13 protein-coding genes are annotated in these 15,932 nt (G+C 58.5%); 10 read left to right on the top strand and 3 right to left on the bottom strand.

Annotated features, from left to right (window positions below; all coding sequences use genetic code 11):
- The first annotated feature begins 130 nt into the window (after positions 1-130).
- The 8 genes from hemE (at position 131) to NHF53_RS21365 (ending at position 8,840) form a co-directional block, all read left to right on the top strand.
- A complete protein-coding gene (hemE, locus tag NHF53_RS21400) occupies positions 131-1,141 on the top strand; it encodes a uroporphyrinogen decarboxylase (RefSeq protein WP_374591291.1) in 1,011 nt (336 codons plus the stop codon).
- A complete protein-coding gene (hemJ, locus tag NHF53_RS21395; protein ID WP_252835932.1) occupies positions 1,141-1,677 on the top strand; it encodes a protoporphyrinogen oxidase HemJ in 537 nt (178 codons plus the stop codon). The genes hemE and hemJ overlap by 1 nt, the downstream gene beginning before the upstream one ends.
- A gap of 191 nt (positions 1,678-1,868) precedes the next feature.
- On the top strand, positions 1,869-3,131 hold the full coding sequence (gene rho, locus NHF53_RS21390) for a transcription termination factor Rho (RefSeq protein WP_114364942.1): 1,263 nt from the start codon (positions 1,869-1,871) through the stop codon (positions 3,129-3,131).
- Positions 3,132-3,208: 77 nt separating this feature from the next.
- On the top strand, positions 3,209-4,543 hold the full coding sequence (mnmE, locus tag NHF53_RS21385; RefSeq protein ID WP_252835931.1) for a tRNA uridine-5-carboxymethylaminomethyl(34) synthesis GTPase MnmE: 1,335 nt from the start codon (positions 3,209-3,211) through the stop codon (positions 4,541-4,543).
- A gap of 69 nt (positions 4,544-4,612) precedes the next feature.
- A complete protein-coding gene (mnmG, locus tag NHF53_RS21380; RefSeq protein WP_252835930.1) occupies positions 4,613-6,472 on the top strand; it encodes a tRNA uridine-5-carboxymethylaminomethyl(34) synthesis enzyme MnmG in 1,860 nt (619 codons plus the stop codon).
- A 22-nt stretch (positions 6,473-6,494) separates the two neighbouring features.
- Positions 6,495-7,112: a 16S rRNA (guanine(527)-N(7))-methyltransferase RsmG gene (gene rsmG / locus NHF53_RS21375; RefSeq protein ID WP_252836043.1), complete on the top strand. Its 618-nt coding sequence runs from the start codon at positions 6,495-6,497 to the stop codon at positions 7,110-7,112.
- Between the two features lie 18 nt (positions 7,113-7,130).
- The gene (locus tag NHF53_RS21370) at positions 7,131-7,925 is read left to right on the top strand and encodes a ParA family protein (protein ID WP_252835929.1); all 795 of its coding nucleotides are present in this window, start codon (positions 7,131-7,133) and stop codon (positions 7,923-7,925) included.
- A 33-nt stretch (positions 7,926-7,958) separates the two neighbouring features.
- Positions 7,959-8,840 (top strand): ParB/RepB/Spo0J family partition protein, encoded by an 882-nt coding sequence (locus NHF53_RS21365; protein ID WP_114364937.1) that lies wholly within the window; start codon positions 7,959-7,961, stop codon positions 8,838-8,840.
- Between the two features lie 10 nt (positions 8,841-8,850).
- On the opposite strand, the gene holA is transcribed toward NHF53_RS21365, so the two are convergent.
- From holA to leuS, 3 genes are read right to left on the bottom strand one after another with little or no spacing between them, the layout of a single operon-like run.
- Positions 8,851-9,897 (bottom strand): DNA polymerase III subunit delta, encoded by a 1,047-nt coding sequence (gene holA / locus NHF53_RS21360; protein WP_252835928.1) that lies wholly within the window; start codon positions 9,895-9,897, stop codon positions 8,851-8,853.
- Positions 9,898-9,909: 12 nt separating this feature from the next.
- A complete protein-coding gene (locus NHF53_RS21355) occupies positions 9,910-10,425 on the bottom strand; it encodes an LPS assembly lipoprotein LptE (RefSeq protein ID WP_252835927.1) in 516 nt (171 codons plus the stop codon).
- Positions 10,415-13,045: a leucine--tRNA ligase gene (gene leuS, locus NHF53_RS21350; RefSeq protein ID WP_252835926.1), complete on the bottom strand. Its 2,631-nt coding sequence runs from the start codon at positions 13,043-13,045 to the stop codon at positions 10,415-10,417. The genes NHF53_RS21355 and leuS overlap by 11 nt, the downstream gene beginning before the upstream one ends.
- 197 nt (positions 13,046-13,242) lie before the next feature.
- Here leuS and NHF53_RS21345 point away from each other — a divergent pair, with 197 nt between their 5' ends.
- Together NHF53_RS21345 and NHF53_RS21340 are read left to right on the top strand one after the other, a co-directional pair.
- Positions 13,243-13,902: a YggS family pyridoxal phosphate-dependent enzyme gene (locus tag NHF53_RS21345; RefSeq protein ID WP_252835925.1), complete on the top strand. Its 660-nt coding sequence runs from the start codon at positions 13,243-13,245 to the stop codon at positions 13,900-13,902.
- A 117-nt stretch (positions 13,903-14,019) separates the two neighbouring features.
- Entirely contained in the window at positions 14,020-15,927 is a 1,908-nt protein-coding gene (locus NHF53_RS21340) for a propionyl-CoA synthetase (protein WP_252835924.1), read from the top strand.
- Positions 15,928-15,932: the final 5 nt, after the last annotated feature.

Below are 15,932 nucleotides of genomic sequence, written 5' to 3'. Positions count from 1 at the left end.
GGCAGAGCTCCTGTCACCTGGGGAGGAGCTTTAATCCTTGATAGTCACTGACTCTTAGAAATAGAAGAAGAGTCATATCTCATATTTTTTTTGGAAGGTTCGACCGTTGGCCAATTCACGTCGGAAGGTGATGGATGTCTTGAGAGGTGAGGTCGTGAACCCGCCCCCGATTTGGCTCATGCGGCAGGCAGGGCGTTATCTTCCCGAATACAGGGCGACACGCTCACGAGCGAAGACCTTCCTCGACCTCTGCTACTCTCCTGATCTCGCCGTCGAGGTTACCCTCCAGCCGATCCGCAGGTATGGCTTCGACGCAGCCATACTGTTTTCGGATATCCTTGTGGTACCGGATGCACTTCACCGCAATGTACGTTTTTCCGAGGGTCACGGCCCACAGATGGATCCGATCTCGGTAGATGAGATCGCAGCACTGAAGCCCGCGGGTTTTCTTGAGCACCTTCGGCCTGTCTTCGAGACTGTTCGTCGCTTGCGCGAAGAGTTGCCGAACGAGACGACCCTGTTGGGTTTCTGCGGTGCTCCGTGGACCGTCGCCACCTACATGATCGCGGGCCACGGAACGCCCGATCAGGCCCCCGCGCGGCTGTTTGGATACCAGCACCCGGAGGCGTTTGAACGCCTCCTGGCCGTTCTCGCGGAGCTGTCGGCCGAATACCTGGTGGCGCAGATCGATGCTGGCGCGGATGCTCTACAGATTTTCGATTCCTGGGCAGGAGTTCTCGGCGAGGAAGAGTTCGAGCGTTACTGCGTCAAACCGGTGGCAAGGATCATTGCGTCTGTGAAGGCGCAACGACCGTCGGCGAAAATAATCGCGTTTGCGAAGGGAGCCGGCCTGATGCTGGCGAATTACCGCGCGAAGACGGGAGCCGACGCTATCGGACTCGACTGGACGGTGCCACTCTCGTTCGCCGCTGAATTGCAGAAGGATGGGCCAGTGCAGGGAAATCTCGATCCGATGCGCGTGGTAGCAGGTGGAAATGCCATGGCAGAAGGTGTCGATGCAATCCTCACGGCACTTGGAAACGGACCTCTGATCTTCAATCTCGGTCATGGAATCACGCCTCAAGCCGACCCGGAAAATGTCGCAGCCCTGGTCGCCCGAGTGCGCGGGAGTAAAGCCTGATGGCAGAGGAAAAGGCGAAGGCGTCCGGACGGAAAGTCGTCGTGAGAGCCGCGACCGCAATCGCGCTGTTCTGCCTTGTTGCGGTTGGCCTCATCTTCCTGCAGCCGGACGCGCTTTACCTTTGGATCAAGGCGCTTCACGTCATAGCCGTGATCTCCTGGATGGCGGGAATGCTCTACATGCCGCGCCTGTTCATCTATCATCTCGATGCACCGCCAGGCTCGCAACAGTCGGAGACTTTCTCCGTCATGGAGCAGCGACTGCTGAAGATCATTATGCGCCCGGCGATGGTGATTACATGGCTCCTTGGTCTTTACATGGCTTGGGACGGATTCGGCTTCATGGGAGGCTGGCTTCATGTGAAGCTGGCGGCTGTATTTGCGCTCTCTGCCGTGCATGGATATTTTGCACGAGCCGTTGCAGTTTTTGCGCGTGGCGACTACATGAAGACTGCCCGGTTCTGGCGATTGATGAATGAGCTCCCGACGGTATTGATGATCATCATCGTCATCATGGTTGTCGTGAAGCCTTTCTGAGCCATTCTCACGGTTTTTCGCCTAATTTGGACCGGGTTCGCCTTTTTGCTTGCGGCTGAAGGGCTGAATCGCTATTTTCCCGAAAATCCCATCTAGCTCAGTGTGCCTGACATTCTGTCAGCTGCGGATCCATCAACCGTACCGATCAGCATCAGCACACCCTTCCCTACAAAAGAACGTGGTTCCTCTTAATGGCTGAAATGAAGCTACAAGAACTCAAGAGCAAGTCTCCGACCGATCTGCTGACCTTTGCGGAGTCGCTCGAGGTCGAGAATGCCAGCACAATGCGCAAGCAGGAGCTGATGTTCGCGATCCTTAAGATGCTGGCTGCGCAAGACGTTGAGATCATCGGTGAAGGCGTCGTTGAAGTTCTGCAGGACGGCTTCGGCTTTCTCCGTTCGGCCAACGCAAACTACCTGCCGGGACCGGACGACATTTACATCTCGCCCTCACAGATCCGTCGCTTCTCCCTGAAGACCGGCGATACAGTAGAGGGGCCAATTCGCGGGCCGAAGGAAGGTGAGCGCTACTTCGCGCTTCTGAAAGTCAATACGATCAATTTCGAGGATCCTGAGAAGATCCGCCACAAGGTTCATTTCGACAATCTGACGCCGCTTTATCCGAACGAGCGGTTCAAGATGGAACTCGAGACTCCGACCAAGGATCTGTCCGCGCGTGTGATCGATCTTGTTGCCCCGTTGGGCAAAGGACAGCGCGCGCTGATCGTGGCGCCGCCGCGAACCGGTAAGACGGTGCTGTTGCAGAATATCGCGCATTCGATCACGGCCAACCATCCGGAATGTTATCTAATCGTCCTGCTGATCGACGAGCGTCCGGAAGAAGTAACCGACATGCAGCGATCGGTGCGGGGCGAGGTTATCTCCTCGACGTTCGACGAACCCGCCGTTCGGCATGTCCAGGTGGCCGAGATGGTTATCGAGAAGGCTAAGCGGCTCGTCGAGCACGGTCGTGACGTCGTCATCCTTCTCGATTCGATCACGCGCCTCGGTCGCGCTTACAACACTGTTGTTCCGTCCTCGGGCAAGGTGCTGACCGGCGGCGTCGATGCAAATGCTTTGCAGCGTCCGAAGCGGTTCTTCGGGGCCGCCCGCAACATTGAGGAAGGCGGGTCGTTGACGATCATCGCCACTGCCTTGATTGATACCGGCAGCCGCATGGACGAAGTCATCTTCGAAGAATTCAAGGGCACCGGTAATTCGGAAATCGTTCTCGATCGCAAGGTTGCCGATAAGCGAATCTTCCCGTCCATGGACATCTTGAAGTCCGGAACCCGTAAGGAAGACTTGCTGGTTCCGCGTCAGGATCTTCAGAAGATCTTCGTACTCCGGCGTATTCTGGCTCCGATGGGTACGACGGACGCCATCGAGTTCCTCATCGACAAGCTGAAGCAGACAAAGAACAACGGCGACTTCTTCGACTCGATGAACACTTGATCCAAGTGCCTATTTAGCCGGATTCATCTGCCGGTTCCGCGAGGTTTGACGGAACGAAGCCTGTTCGGGGTACGAAGATGATCCCTGAGTCCAACGATACGATCTTTGCGCTTTCATCTGGTGGTCTGCCCGCTGGCGTCGCTGTTGTGCGGCTCAGCGGGCCGGGTGCGTTTTCGATCGTGAGGACCCTTAGCGGCGAGCTTCCGTCTCCCCGGTATGCCAGCCTGCGATCGATTCGGAGCCGTAATGGCAACGTCTTGGACTCTGGGCTTGTCATTGTCTTTCATGGCCCTGCTTCCTTTACCGGGGAGGACTGCGCTGAAATCCATCTTCATGGAGGCAAGGCGGTGGTCGCGGCGTTGCTTTCGGAATTGGAGACATTCGACCGTTGCAGGCTGGCGGAGGCCGGAGAATTCTCAAGGCGAGCCTTTGAGAACGGCAAGCTGGATTTGGTTGAAATCGAGGGTCTGGCCGATCTTCTTGCGGCAGAAACCGAAATGCAGCGGCGGCTGGCTGTAGAGCAGAGTTTCGGCCGGCTGTCGGCGATCTACGGAATGTGGCGCGAGCGCCTGCTGCACGCCAGGGCGATGGTTGAGGCGGAGCTCGACTTTGCTGACGAAAGTGACATCCCGGGCTCTATCTCGGATCGCATCTGGCCGGAGCTCGAGAGCTTGGCGGATGAAGTCAGAGTGCAGCTTCAGGCGGAAAGGGCCGGCGAGATCATCCGGGATGGCTTCAGGGTCGTAATTGCCGGCGCTCCGAATGCCGGCAAGTCGAGCTTACTGAATGCCCTGGCCAATCGCGAGGTCGCAATTGTCACGGAGTACGCCGGTACGACGCGCGACATCCTCCACTGCGAGCTGAATATCGAGGGTTTTGCTGTTCATCTGTTCGATACCGCGGGTATCCGGGAGACAGATGAGCCGATCGAGCAGGAAGGTATCCGTCGTGCAATCGGAAAGATGGCAGAAGCAGATCTCATTCTCTATCTGAGGGACGCCAGCACCACGTCTACCGCCAGTGACCTGCAATGCCCCGGCGACGTTCCAGTGATCAACGTCGGAACGAAGAGCGATCTGCTAACCGATTCTCTCCCGAAACAAACATTTGATTTGATGGTATCTTCTGTTCAGAACATCGGTTTGGACGAGGTACGACAGGCAATACTTCGGCACGTACAACAGAGAACCGATGTGATCTCCCTTGCAATTCCGAGCCGGATTCGGCAGAGACAGCATTTACGCGACGTGCTCGCGAATATTGACGACGCTGTGAGAAATACCGATATCGGCCTTGAACTCAGAGCGGAGCACCTGCGGCGTGCGTCGGACGCCCTCGGGCGGATATCCGGGAAGATAGATATCGAGTCGATGCTCGGGAAGATTTTCTCTGACTTCTGCGTGGGCAAGTGATTCACGTGAAACACGTGACGTCTTAGGGATCGCCAACGAAGAAATCTGCGAACGCGGAAGGTGAATAACATGTCCTTTGATGTGATCGTCGTCGGCGGTGGCCATGCCGGATCGGAAGCGGCCGCGGCGGCGGCGCGGATGGGAGCGAGAACTGTCCTGATTACTCATCGCCGTGAGACCGTCGGTACGATGTCCTGCAATCCGGCGATTGGCGGCCTGGGCAAGGGGCATCTGGTTCGCGAGATCGACGCTTTGGATGGCCTGATGGGGCGTTGTGCGGACCGTGGCGGGATACAGTTCCGCATGCTGAACCGCCGGAAGGGGCCTGCAGTCTGGGGGCCGCGAACCCAGGCAGATCGTAAGCTCTACAAGAATGCGCTGCAGGAGGCGCTGTTCGACCTTGGCCACCTGGAGATACTGGAAGGCGATGTCTTCGACATAGATCGTTCCACTTCCGGAATTAATTCAGTCATCCTCAGGGATGGTCGACGGGTAAATGGCCGCGCAGTCGTTCTGACGACGGGTACGTTCCTTCGGGGCTTGATCCACATCGGTGATCGGAAGATTCCAGCCGGCCGCATCGGGGAAGATCCGTCCGTAGGGCTGAGCGCAACCCTTACTCAGGCGGGCCTCAAGCTAGGGCGTCTGAAGACCGGTACCCCAGCGCGCCTTGACGGAAGGACGATTGATTGGTCATCTCTTGAGCGTCAGGCGGCAGATGACGAGCCAACGCCGTTCTCTTTTCTCACCGATAGAATTTCGAATCCTCAGATCGAGTGTGGGATTACCCGGACGACGGACCGTACACATGCGCTAATTCGAGAGAACATTCACCTCTCGGCGATGTATTCCGGGCAGATTGAGGGCGTGGGGCCACGCTACTGCCCCTCCATCGAAGACAAGATCATGCGGTTCGGGGACCGCGATGGGCATCAGATCTTCCTCGAGCCAGAGGGCCTCGACGACGATACGGTGTATCCGAACGGCATCTCGACATCCCTGCCCGAGGACGTGCAAGAGGAATTCATTCGCACCATCCCGGGGCTGGAGAGGGTCCGCATTCTGCAGACGGGCTATGCTATCGAATATGATCATGTCGATCCGAGAGAGCTCCATCCGACATTGGAGGTGAAGTCAATCCCTGGTCTGTTTCTGGCCGGGCAGATCAACGGGACGACGGGATATGAGGAAGCTGGTGCCCAGGGCCTCGTTGCGGGACTGAACGCTGCGCAACTCGCCGGCGGTGGTGCGCCAGTGGTCTTCAGTCGAACGAATTCGTACATCGGCGTGATGATCGATGATCTTACCTCCCGCGGCGTCGCCGAGCCTTACCGTATGTTCACCTCGCGCTCCGAGTACCGGCTGAGCCTGCGAGTCGACAACGCTGACGAGCGACTGACACCACTCGGGATCCAATTCGGCTGCGTAGGGTCCGAACGCGCGACGCGTTTCTCGGCCTATCGACGCGAGGTCGAGGACGCCCTTACGGAGCTTTCCGCACGGACGCTTTCTCCGAGTGCCGCGGCGCGGGTGGGGATTGCGGTCAACCAGGATGGCCGTCGACGTAGCGGATTGGAACTTCTTTCCTATCCTGGGATGACACTAAGTACGCTGCGCGGCGTATGGAGCGATCTTCCCGATTGGCAGCCGCGTGTGACCCAAGCCGTGGAAATACACGCAGCCTATGCGGTCTATATCGATCGACAGGAGGCGGATATTGCCGCAGTTCGAAAGGAGGAGGATCGACTGATTCCGACGGACTTCGCCTATACGGGACTATCGGGGCTTTCGAATGAGCTCAGGCAGAAGCTGGAGGCCGCACGGCCGTGGAGTATTGCTCAGGCCTCTCGGTTGGACGGCATGACGCCTGCTGCGCTCTCGCTGCTGATTGCGCATCTCAAGCGCGCAGAACTGCGGATGGTGAGTTGACGCAATGCAGGAGAGTCTTTCCCTGGATATAATCGGCCTACGTGTTTCACGTGAAACGTCAGAGCGGCTCAGCCTATTTGCCGAACTCTTTCGCAAGTGGTCGCGCGCCATCAATCTGGTCGCCACCTCGACCAAGGACGACCTGTGGGCTCGCCACATCGCGGACAGCGCGCAAGTCTTTGCCCTTTCTCCCGAGCCGAAGCAGTGGGTGGATCTCGGAAGCGGCGGAGGCTTCCCGGGTGTCATCACCGCTATTCTCCTGGCCGAAACAGGTGCTGGATGGGTTCATCTTGTTGAAAGCAATCACAAGAAGGCGAGTTTCCTACGCATCGCACTCAGTGAAACTGGCGCGCGAGGGAGTGTTCACGCTTGCCGAATTGAGGAAGCGCACAGTGAGATTCAGCACTGCGATGCGATATCCGCGCGAGCCCTCGCCGCACTCGACACGCTGCTTGATTTCGCGGAACCGTGGGCTGAACGCAACCCCGACCTACGTTGTTTCTTCCACAAAGGACGGGATTACCAGTCCGAAGTGGACAAAGCTCATGGTCGTTGGTCTTTTGATCTGCTACAACATCAGAGTGCGATAGAGGCGGATTCCGTCATTCTGGAAATCGCTCATCTGATGCGGAAAGTCTAGGCAGAGTCGGGTAGCAGTATGGCTGGCGAGAAGAACCGGATCATTACCATTGCCAATCAAAAGGGCGGCGTCGGAAAGACGACGACTGCAATCAATCTCGCTACGGCGCTTGCGGCAATCGGAGAGCGTGTCCTGATCGTCGATCTCGATCCTCAGGGAAATGCCAGCACAGGTCTCGGGATTGAACGCAGGGAGCGTCGTTACTCGTCCTACGATGTACTCGTCGGAAGTCGTCGTATTGAGGATGCTGCCTTACAGACGGCTGTGCCAAACCTGTCTATCGTGCCGTCCACGCTCGATCTTCTCGGGCTGGAGATGGAAATTTCCCAGCAGGCCGATCGAGTGTTCAGACTTAAGAAGGCTCTTCTGGAAGAAGATGCGCAACAATACAGCTATATTCTGATCGACTGCCCGCCGTCGTTCAACCTCCTTACGATGAACGCCATGGCAGCCGCGCATTCTGTCCTGGTGCCTTTGCAGTGCGAGTTCTTTGCGCTCGAGGGCCTTAGTCAGCTGCTCGAAACGATCAATCAGGTTCGTCACAGCGTCAATCCGACCTTGGACATACAAGGCATTGTCCTGACAATGTTCGACTCGCGCAACAATCTGGCCCAACAGGTTGTCTCCGATGTACGCACCCACCTCGGCGAAAAGGTGTATTCGACGCTCATTCCGCGTAATGTGCGCGTATCGGAAGCGCCCTCGTATGGAAAACCAGCGATTCTCTATGATCTGAAATGCGCCGGCAGCCAGGCCTATCTTCAGCTCGCATCCGAGGTCATACAACGGGAGCGTCAGCGGCGAGCCGCGTAACGCTGCATTTTGTTTTTGTGAGGTGAGGCAAGTATGAGCGACGATTTTTCCAAGCGCCGCCTCGGGCGCGGATTGGCAGCACTTATCGGCGAAATGGATCAACCGCTCCCCGTGGGAAGTGCACGCCCGTCGATCAATCCCGACCGTATGGTTCCTATCGAATTCGTTTCTCGCAACCCGCGTAACCCTCGACGCTACTTCGACGAGGCCGAGCTGCAGGATCTTGCTGGATCTGTCCGTCAGCACGGGATCGTGCAGCCAGTGGTCGTCAGGACGGCCGGTGCGGACCGTTACGAAATAATAGCCGGCGAAAGACGCTGGCGTGCTGCCCAACTTGCCGGGCTCACCGAAATTCCCGTCATCGTGCGGGACGTCGACGACAGAACCGCTCTGGAATTGGCAATCGTCGAGAACGTTCAGCGCGCGGATCTCAACCCGCTGGAAGAGGCTCTCGGCTACGAGCAACTGATTGCGGAGCACGGGTACACTCAAAACGATCTTGGCGAGATCATCGGCAAGAGTCGGAGCCATGTGGCGAACAGCCTGCGTCTGCTGAAGCTGCCCGACCCGGTGAGGGACATGCTCGCCGAGGGAGCCCTGTCTGCCGGTCATGCGAGGGCACTCGTATCAACGCCGGACCCAGTTGCACTGGCAAAGACGATTGCCACGAGAGGACTTTCGGTACGCGATGCCGAGCGGCTCGCGCAGAATCAGATCAAGGCTCAGAACGAGCCGGCAGCGGCCGCGCAGCGGGAGACGAAGGACTCCGATACCATTGCGCTTGAACGTAGTCTCTCCGACCGACTGGGTCTATCTGTCGCCATAAGCCACAAAGGCGCGGGCGGCCAGATTCGCATCGGCTACAAGTCGTTGGATCAGTTGGAGGAAATATGCCGGCTGCTTGAGGGGCGCTGACGAGAGTCTATCAACCCTGCCTGTTTCGACGTGACGCCTGCAGGGTGATGGAGAGAAGCGTCTGTAGAGCGAGGTTGTCTTCCAGTACCGGCCTCTGGCGAGATTGCAGGATGGCAGCCTGGAGTTTCGCAGCCTCGCGCGAGAGATCCGTGGAACTCCAGTTTCGAAGAGCTCGCTCCACGATTGGCTTGCGTCTGAAGTGTATGCCACGGCCAAGGCTCTGCATGACTTGAGCAGGCTGCATTCTCCGGTCTTCCATTTCCGAGCGCATCATGTCGAGCTGCTGAAGCTGTCTCAGGCAGGATTGGAGAACAAGAAATATCGGCGTCTTCGAGGCTGCAATCTTCTGAATCGCGTGAAGGAAGGCGTCCGGATCGCCCGTCAAAACCGCATCGACAACCTCATCGGTGGATATGCCGCTGGCATCTCCGATGATCTCTCTGACATGATCCTCATCGATCACCTCCCGACCGAGGCAGTAGAGCACAAGCTTCCTGATTTCATTACGGGAGGCAATCCGGTCGCCACCGAGTAGATCAAGCAGCAGTTCACGGGCGGCGGGCGTCATTCGCAGGCCGGTTGCGGCGAGCTCGCTGTCGATAAGTGCATTCAACTGGCGCGTATCGTCCTGGTAGCAGACAATCGCCGCGATCGTGCGGGCGGTCTCCGCGGTCTTACGGAGCAGTGCGCCCTTCTTGAGATCGCCAGCCTCCACGATGACATAGCTTGTTTCCGGCGGGCTCTCGCTGAGGTACTGGAGTCCCTCAACCAAGGCTTTCTCGTTGGCAGCGTCCTTGATCCAGACGAGTTTCTCGCCGCCAAAAAGACCGAAGGCGTTTACCTCGTCTATCAGACGTCCCGGATCTCCCTGAAGCTCGCTTGCGTCCAGGCGAATGATGGAAAAAGGGTCATCCAAATCGACGCCGGTAGCCTTCGCCAGTTGGCCGGCGCGTTCGGAGACAAGTCCCCGATCCGGGCCGTACACGACAAAGAGCCTATAATGCCTTGCCGATCTCTGGAGAAAACTCTCAAATTCGCCTGATTTGATCTCCGACATCGCGGCGCTTGCTCAGCGCCCGATAATCGTTGCGATGTCGGCCCTAATAAGCTCGGCCAACTGGTGGGCGCCTCTGTCCTCCGCATCGCGGATCGCACGCAGCTTGGCAAATTCCTGCGCGGGATAATCGACCGGGGCAACGATCTGGCGACGTCCGGTGCGCAGGACCGTTCCGTCCGACACGCGTGTAAGCGTGTAATCAGCAGAGACGATTACGCGTCCCGCTTTAGGAACATCCGAAGACTGCTCCAGAAGAACCCCCATCGTCCGAGACTGAACGTTCATGTCGACTGTGTACTGCGGAGTAGCCGGCTCGCCGGCGCCCCCTCCGGTCAGGAAAACCAAGTGGTTGCGAACCTCTTGGCCGACGCGGCTCTCAGGCTGCGAATAGGCGATCGCTCCCAGACTTTCAGCCCTGCCCCCTGAACCGTCGTGCAATGGGCGAACCTGACAGCCGGCCAGCACCAGTGCCAAGCTCAAGCCAAGAAGAAGCTGCGGGATCGGATGAGCGACGGGTTCAGACGACAATGTTGACGATCCTCTGAGGTACCACGATGATCTTTTTCGGCACCTGCCCGTTCAGGGCAGCCCTGACGGCGTCAAGGGCTAGGACCGCGTTCTGGACAGCAGTTTGATCCGCCTCGCGAGCGATTGTCAATTCAGCGCGCTTCTTTCCGTTGATCTGCACCGGCAGGACGATCTCGCTCTCGGTCACGAGCTCAGGGTCGAACATCGGCCACGGAGCTTGCGCCACCATACCCGGATTGCCAAGAACCTGCCAGCACTCTTCCGCAAGGTGCGGTGTCATCGGAGCGATCAGTTGGACAAGGATGTTCGAGGCGTTCTTGACCGCAGCGACATAGGTCGCGTCAGCCTCACCTGCGGCCACCTTCGTCAAAGGTGCGGCGAGCGCATTGACGAACTCATAAATGCGAGCAACAGCCTTGTTGAAGGCCAACTTGTCGTAATCGCTCTGGACTGCGTTCAGGGTCCTATGCGCGATCTGCGAGATGGCAAGCGCATCGCCGTTCTTAGCCGGATTCGCAACAACCCCGTCCATTCGCTCCGAAGCCTCGGAGAGCAGACGCCATACGCGCTGGATGAAGCGATGCGCTCCCTCGACGCCCGATTCCGACCAGATGACGTCACGGTCGGGCGGCGAGTCCGAAAGCACGAAGAAGCGAGCGGTATCGGCTCCATATGAGGCGATAATGTCATCCGGGTCGACCACGTTCTTCTTCGACTTCGACATCTTCTCGATGGAACCGATCGCAACCTCCTCACCGGTCGTGATCAGGGTAGCGCGGCGGGTGCCGTCTATCTCTTCAATGCGCACATCGGCCGGTGCGACCCACTGCCCCCCGCTTCCCGATCCCAACTTGTAGGTCTCGTGTACGACCATACCCTGGGTGAACAGCCCCTTGAAAGGTTCGCTGAGGCTGACGTGACCGGTCTCGCGCATCGCCCGAGTAAAGAAGCGGGAGTAAAGGAGGTGCAGGATGGCGTGTTCGATCCCGCCGATATACTGGTCGACCGGCAGCCAGTGGTCAGCTGCCGATGGATCCGTCGGTCGGTCCTCCCAGGGTGCGGTGAACCGCGCAAAATACCAGCTGGAATCGACGAAGGTATCCATGGTGTCGGTTTCCCGGCGGGCATCCTTGCCACAATGGGGGCAGGCGACATGCCTCCACGAGGGATGCCTGTCCAAGGGATTGCCGGGGATGTCGAAGGTAACGTCGTCCGGCAGTTTTACCGGAAGGTCCTTCTTCGGCACCGGCAGGACACCACAATCATCGCAGTGGATGACCGGGATAGGGCAGCCCCAGTAGCGCTGACGGGAAATACCCCAATCGCGAAGCCGGAAATTCACCTTGCGTTCGCCCTGTGGTGCTCCGTTCAGCGTCTGTGCCGACAGCCTCGCGACGGTCGCTTCGAAAGCCTCCGTCGTCGTCATGCCGTCGAGAAAACGCGAGTTGATCATGACGCCGTCGCCGTCATAGGCGGCCGCGTCGATCGAGAAACTGGCAGCATCGCCATCCGCCGGCATGACGACCGGAACGACCGGAAGTCCGTACTTACGCGCGAAATCCAGGTCGCGCTGGTCGCCAGAAGGGCAACCGAAGATCGCGCCCGTGCCGTATTCCATGAGGACGAAGTTCGCCACATAGACAGGCAGTTCCCAATTCGGATCGAAGGGATGACGGACCTTCACACCGGTATCGATCCCCTTCTTCTCGGCGGTCTCCAGAGCCGCGAGCGATGTGCCGGCACGACGGCATTCGTCACAGAAGGAAGCGATATCGTTGTCTTTCTCCGCCAGCGCCTTTGCCAGCGGATGATCGGCCGCGATCGCAAGGAAGGACGCGCCGAAAAGCGTATCTGGCCGTGTGGTGTAGACGGTAATCTCGGAGAAGCCGTCTGGGCGCGTATTGCCCGCGATTTCCCAGCGCAGCGACATACCCTCGGACCGTCCGATCCAGTTCTTCTGCATCAGACGCACCTTTTCGGGCCACTGATCGAGCGTGTCGAGCGCCTCGAGCAGATCTTCGCTGAAGTCCGTAATCTTGAAGAACCACTGGGTCAATTCGCGCTGCTCGACCAGGGCTCCGGAACGCCAGCCACGTCCTTCGATGACCTGCTCGTTGGCGAGCACGGTCTGGTCGACCGGATCCCAATTGACCTTCGATTGCTTGCGGTAGACCAGGCCCTTTTCCATCATGTCGATGAAAAGATGCTGCTGCCGATGATAGTAGTCGACGTCGCAGGTCGCGAACTCCCGCGACCAGTCCAGCGAAAGGCCCATCGACTTCAGCTGGCCGCGCATTGTCGCGATGTTCTGATAGGTCCAGTCCTTCGGATGCACCTTGTTTTGCATCGCCGCATTCTCGGCCGGCATGCCGAACGCATCCCAGCCCATAGGATGCAGCACGTTGTAGCCACGAGCACGTTTGTAGCGAGCGACAACGTCGCCCATCGCGTAGTTGCGTACATGGCCCATATGAATGCGTCCCGACGGGTACGGGAACATTTCGAGGACGTAGTATTTCTCGCGCTTGTCGTTGTTGTCCGTCACGAAGACGGCAGCATCTGACCATTTCGCCTGCCAACGAGGTTCGGCATCGCGCGGATTGTAACGTTCGGTAGCCATTTGTCGCATTTCCGGAAAATCAAGGAGGGTCGGCGTGACCTTCACCACGAAACCGACCAAGCGTCAAGTTTTCCGGGCACTTCGCAGTCGGAAAGCCTATTGGAAGCCGGAGCGTGGGCATCCGTCGAAGCGGCTTGCTTCGTTGCACCCGCAGAGGTGATGATGGGCGTGGTGAGTCGATCAATGGAAGGATAGAAATGACAATCGCGGAACAGTTGGACAACGTGATCGCTCGTGTCGAGTCGGCGGCGAAAAGGGCAGGTCGTGAGCCGGATTCGGTGCAGCTCGTTGCCGTGTCCAAGACGTTTCCGGCCGATGTCGTTCGTGAGGCGATCATCCACGGTCAGAGGATATTCGGCGAGAATCGCGTGCAGGAGGCGCAGCAAAAGTGGCCGCAGCTGAAGGCCGAGACTGCCGGCGTCGAGCTGCATCTGATCGGTCCGCTGCAGTCGAACAAGGCTGCGGATGCCGTCGCGCTCTTCGACGTCATCGAGACGGTCGACCGGGAGAAAATCGCCCGAGTTTTGAGCGAGGAGACACGACGGCAGGGACGCACGCCGCGATTCTATGTCCAGGTGAACACCGGACTCGAACCTCAGAAGGCCGGTATCACACCCGACGAGGCGGCCGAATTCGTCCGATTCTGTGTCCACGAACTCGGGTTGCCCGTCGAGGGGCTCATGTGCATCCCGCCGGCGGACGAGAATCCGGGACCGCACTTCGCGTTGTTGGCAAAGCTCGCGGCAGAATGCGGCCTGGGCAAGCTCTCCATGGGCATGTCAGGGGACTTCGAGACGGCGATCGAGTTCGGCGCAACCAGCGTCCGGGTTGGCTCGGCGATTTTCGGCACACGTTGACCGCTTGCCAGCGGCCATCTGTCCGGACACGCCATAGGCTTTCGTCTGGCTTTCCACTGCGCAGGCGCCTGCCTAATATCCCGCCAATCTTGCAAAAGGTTGGTTCGGGAGGACGTCATGGAGAGCAAGTACCTGGATACCTATCGCTCGTGGGAGCGTGATCCGGAAGCCTTTTGGGGAGAGCAAGCGGCCAAGATCGATTGGTTCCGCCCTGCCGACAAGGTGTTTGACGGCAGCATGGGCGCCTATGGTCGCTGGTTCGTCGGTGCAGAGACGAACACCTGTCACAATTGTCTCGATCGGCATGTAGCCAACGGCCGTGGCGAACAGGCTGCCGTCATCTACGACAGCCCGATGACAGGTGAAAAGAAGAGCTTCACCTACAATGAAGTACTGATGGAAGTGACGGCGATCGCCGCGGTACTCAGAAACCACGGCGTGACCAAGGGTGATCGCGTCATCATCTATATGCCGATGATTCCGGAAGCGGTGTTCTCCATGCTCGCCTGCGCGCGGCTCGGAGCCATCCATTCGGTGGTGTTTGGCGGCTTCGCCGCGCACGAACTTGCCACCCGAATAGACGACTCGAAGGCGAAGGTGATCATCAGCGCGAGCTGCGGTCTCGAGCCCGGGCGCATCGTTCCCTACAAGCCGCTTCTCGATCACGCGATCGACATGGCGCAGGTAAAGCCCGAATATTGCTTTGTTCTGCAACGTGACCAGCTCCATGCGCCACTGCGGTATGAGCATGGGGATGTCGATTTCGCGCAGGCCGTCGAAATTGAGCGCGCGAACGGCACCGATGTCCGGTGTGAACCGGTGCTCGCGACCGATCCGCTCTACGTTCTCTATACGTCGGGTACCACAGGGCAACCGAAGGGTGTCGTCCGCGACAACGGCGGGCACATGGTTGCGCTACAATGGACAATGGAGAACATCTACGGCGTCGTTCCCGGCGAGGTCTTCTGGGCGGCATCGGACATCGGCTGGGTGGTCGGTCACTCCTACATCGTCTACGCGCCTCTTCTTGCCGGAAACACTACGGTGATCTTCGAAGGCAAGCCGGTCGGTACGCCCGACGCGGGAACTTTCTGGCGAGTCGTATCGGAGCACGACGTAAAGGCGCTGTTTACTGCGCCCACCGCCTTCCGTGCCATCCGTCGCGATGATTCCGATGGCGAGCATATCCGGCGGTATGATCTTTCCGGTCTCCGTTCGTTGTTCCTCGCGGGCGAACGCGCCGACCCGGAAACGATCAAATGGGCGGAAAGGATGCTCAAGGTTCCGGTGATCGATCACTGGTGGCAGACGGAAACCGGCTGGCCGATGGCGGCCAATCCGGCAGGCCTCGGTCTTCTCCCGGTCAAGTACGGATCCCCCACTGTGGCGATGCCCGGATATGCGATCGACGTGCTCGATGACGCCGGACATCCTGTTCCAAAGGGAACGCTCGGCAATATCGTCGTGAAGCTTCCTCTACCTCCCGGCTGCCTGGTCAGCTTCTGGAATGCCGAGGAGCGTTTCCGTTCCGCGTGTCTCGAGGAGTTTCCCGGCTACTACAAGACCGCCGATGCCGGCATGATTGACGAGGACGGCTACGTTTTTGTCATGGCGCGCACCGACGACATCATCAATTGCGCCGGTCATCGCCTTTCTACGGGCGCCATGGAAGAGGTCTGCGCCATGCATCCGGATGTTGCCGAATGTGCAGTCATTGGTATCGCCGATGACCTCAAGGGACAGATCCCTTGCGGCTTCCTCGTCCTGAAGAACAATGTCTCGCGTGACTTCTCGGTCATACAGCGTGAAGTCGTTCAGCTTGTCCGCGATGAGATCGGCCCGGTGGCGGCGTTCAAGACCGTGATGAAGGTCGAGCGGCTACCAAAGACCAGATCCGGCAAAATCCTGCGCGGGACGATGCAGAAGATTGCCGACGGTTTGCCCTGGAAAATGCCCGCCACGATCGACGATCCCGCAATTCTCGATGAGATCAGTATCGTTCTCAGACAGCACGGTCACGGTTGACCGCT

The sequence above is a fragment of the Ciceribacter sp. RN22 genome (genome assembly GCF_024054295.1).
Taxonomy (GTDB): domain Bacteria; phylum Pseudomonadota; class Alphaproteobacteria; order Rhizobiales; family Rhizobiaceae; genus Allorhizobium; species Allorhizobium lividum.
Note: the sequence above shows the minus strand (reverse complement) of the source record. Positions and strands in the feature narration are given on the sequence as shown.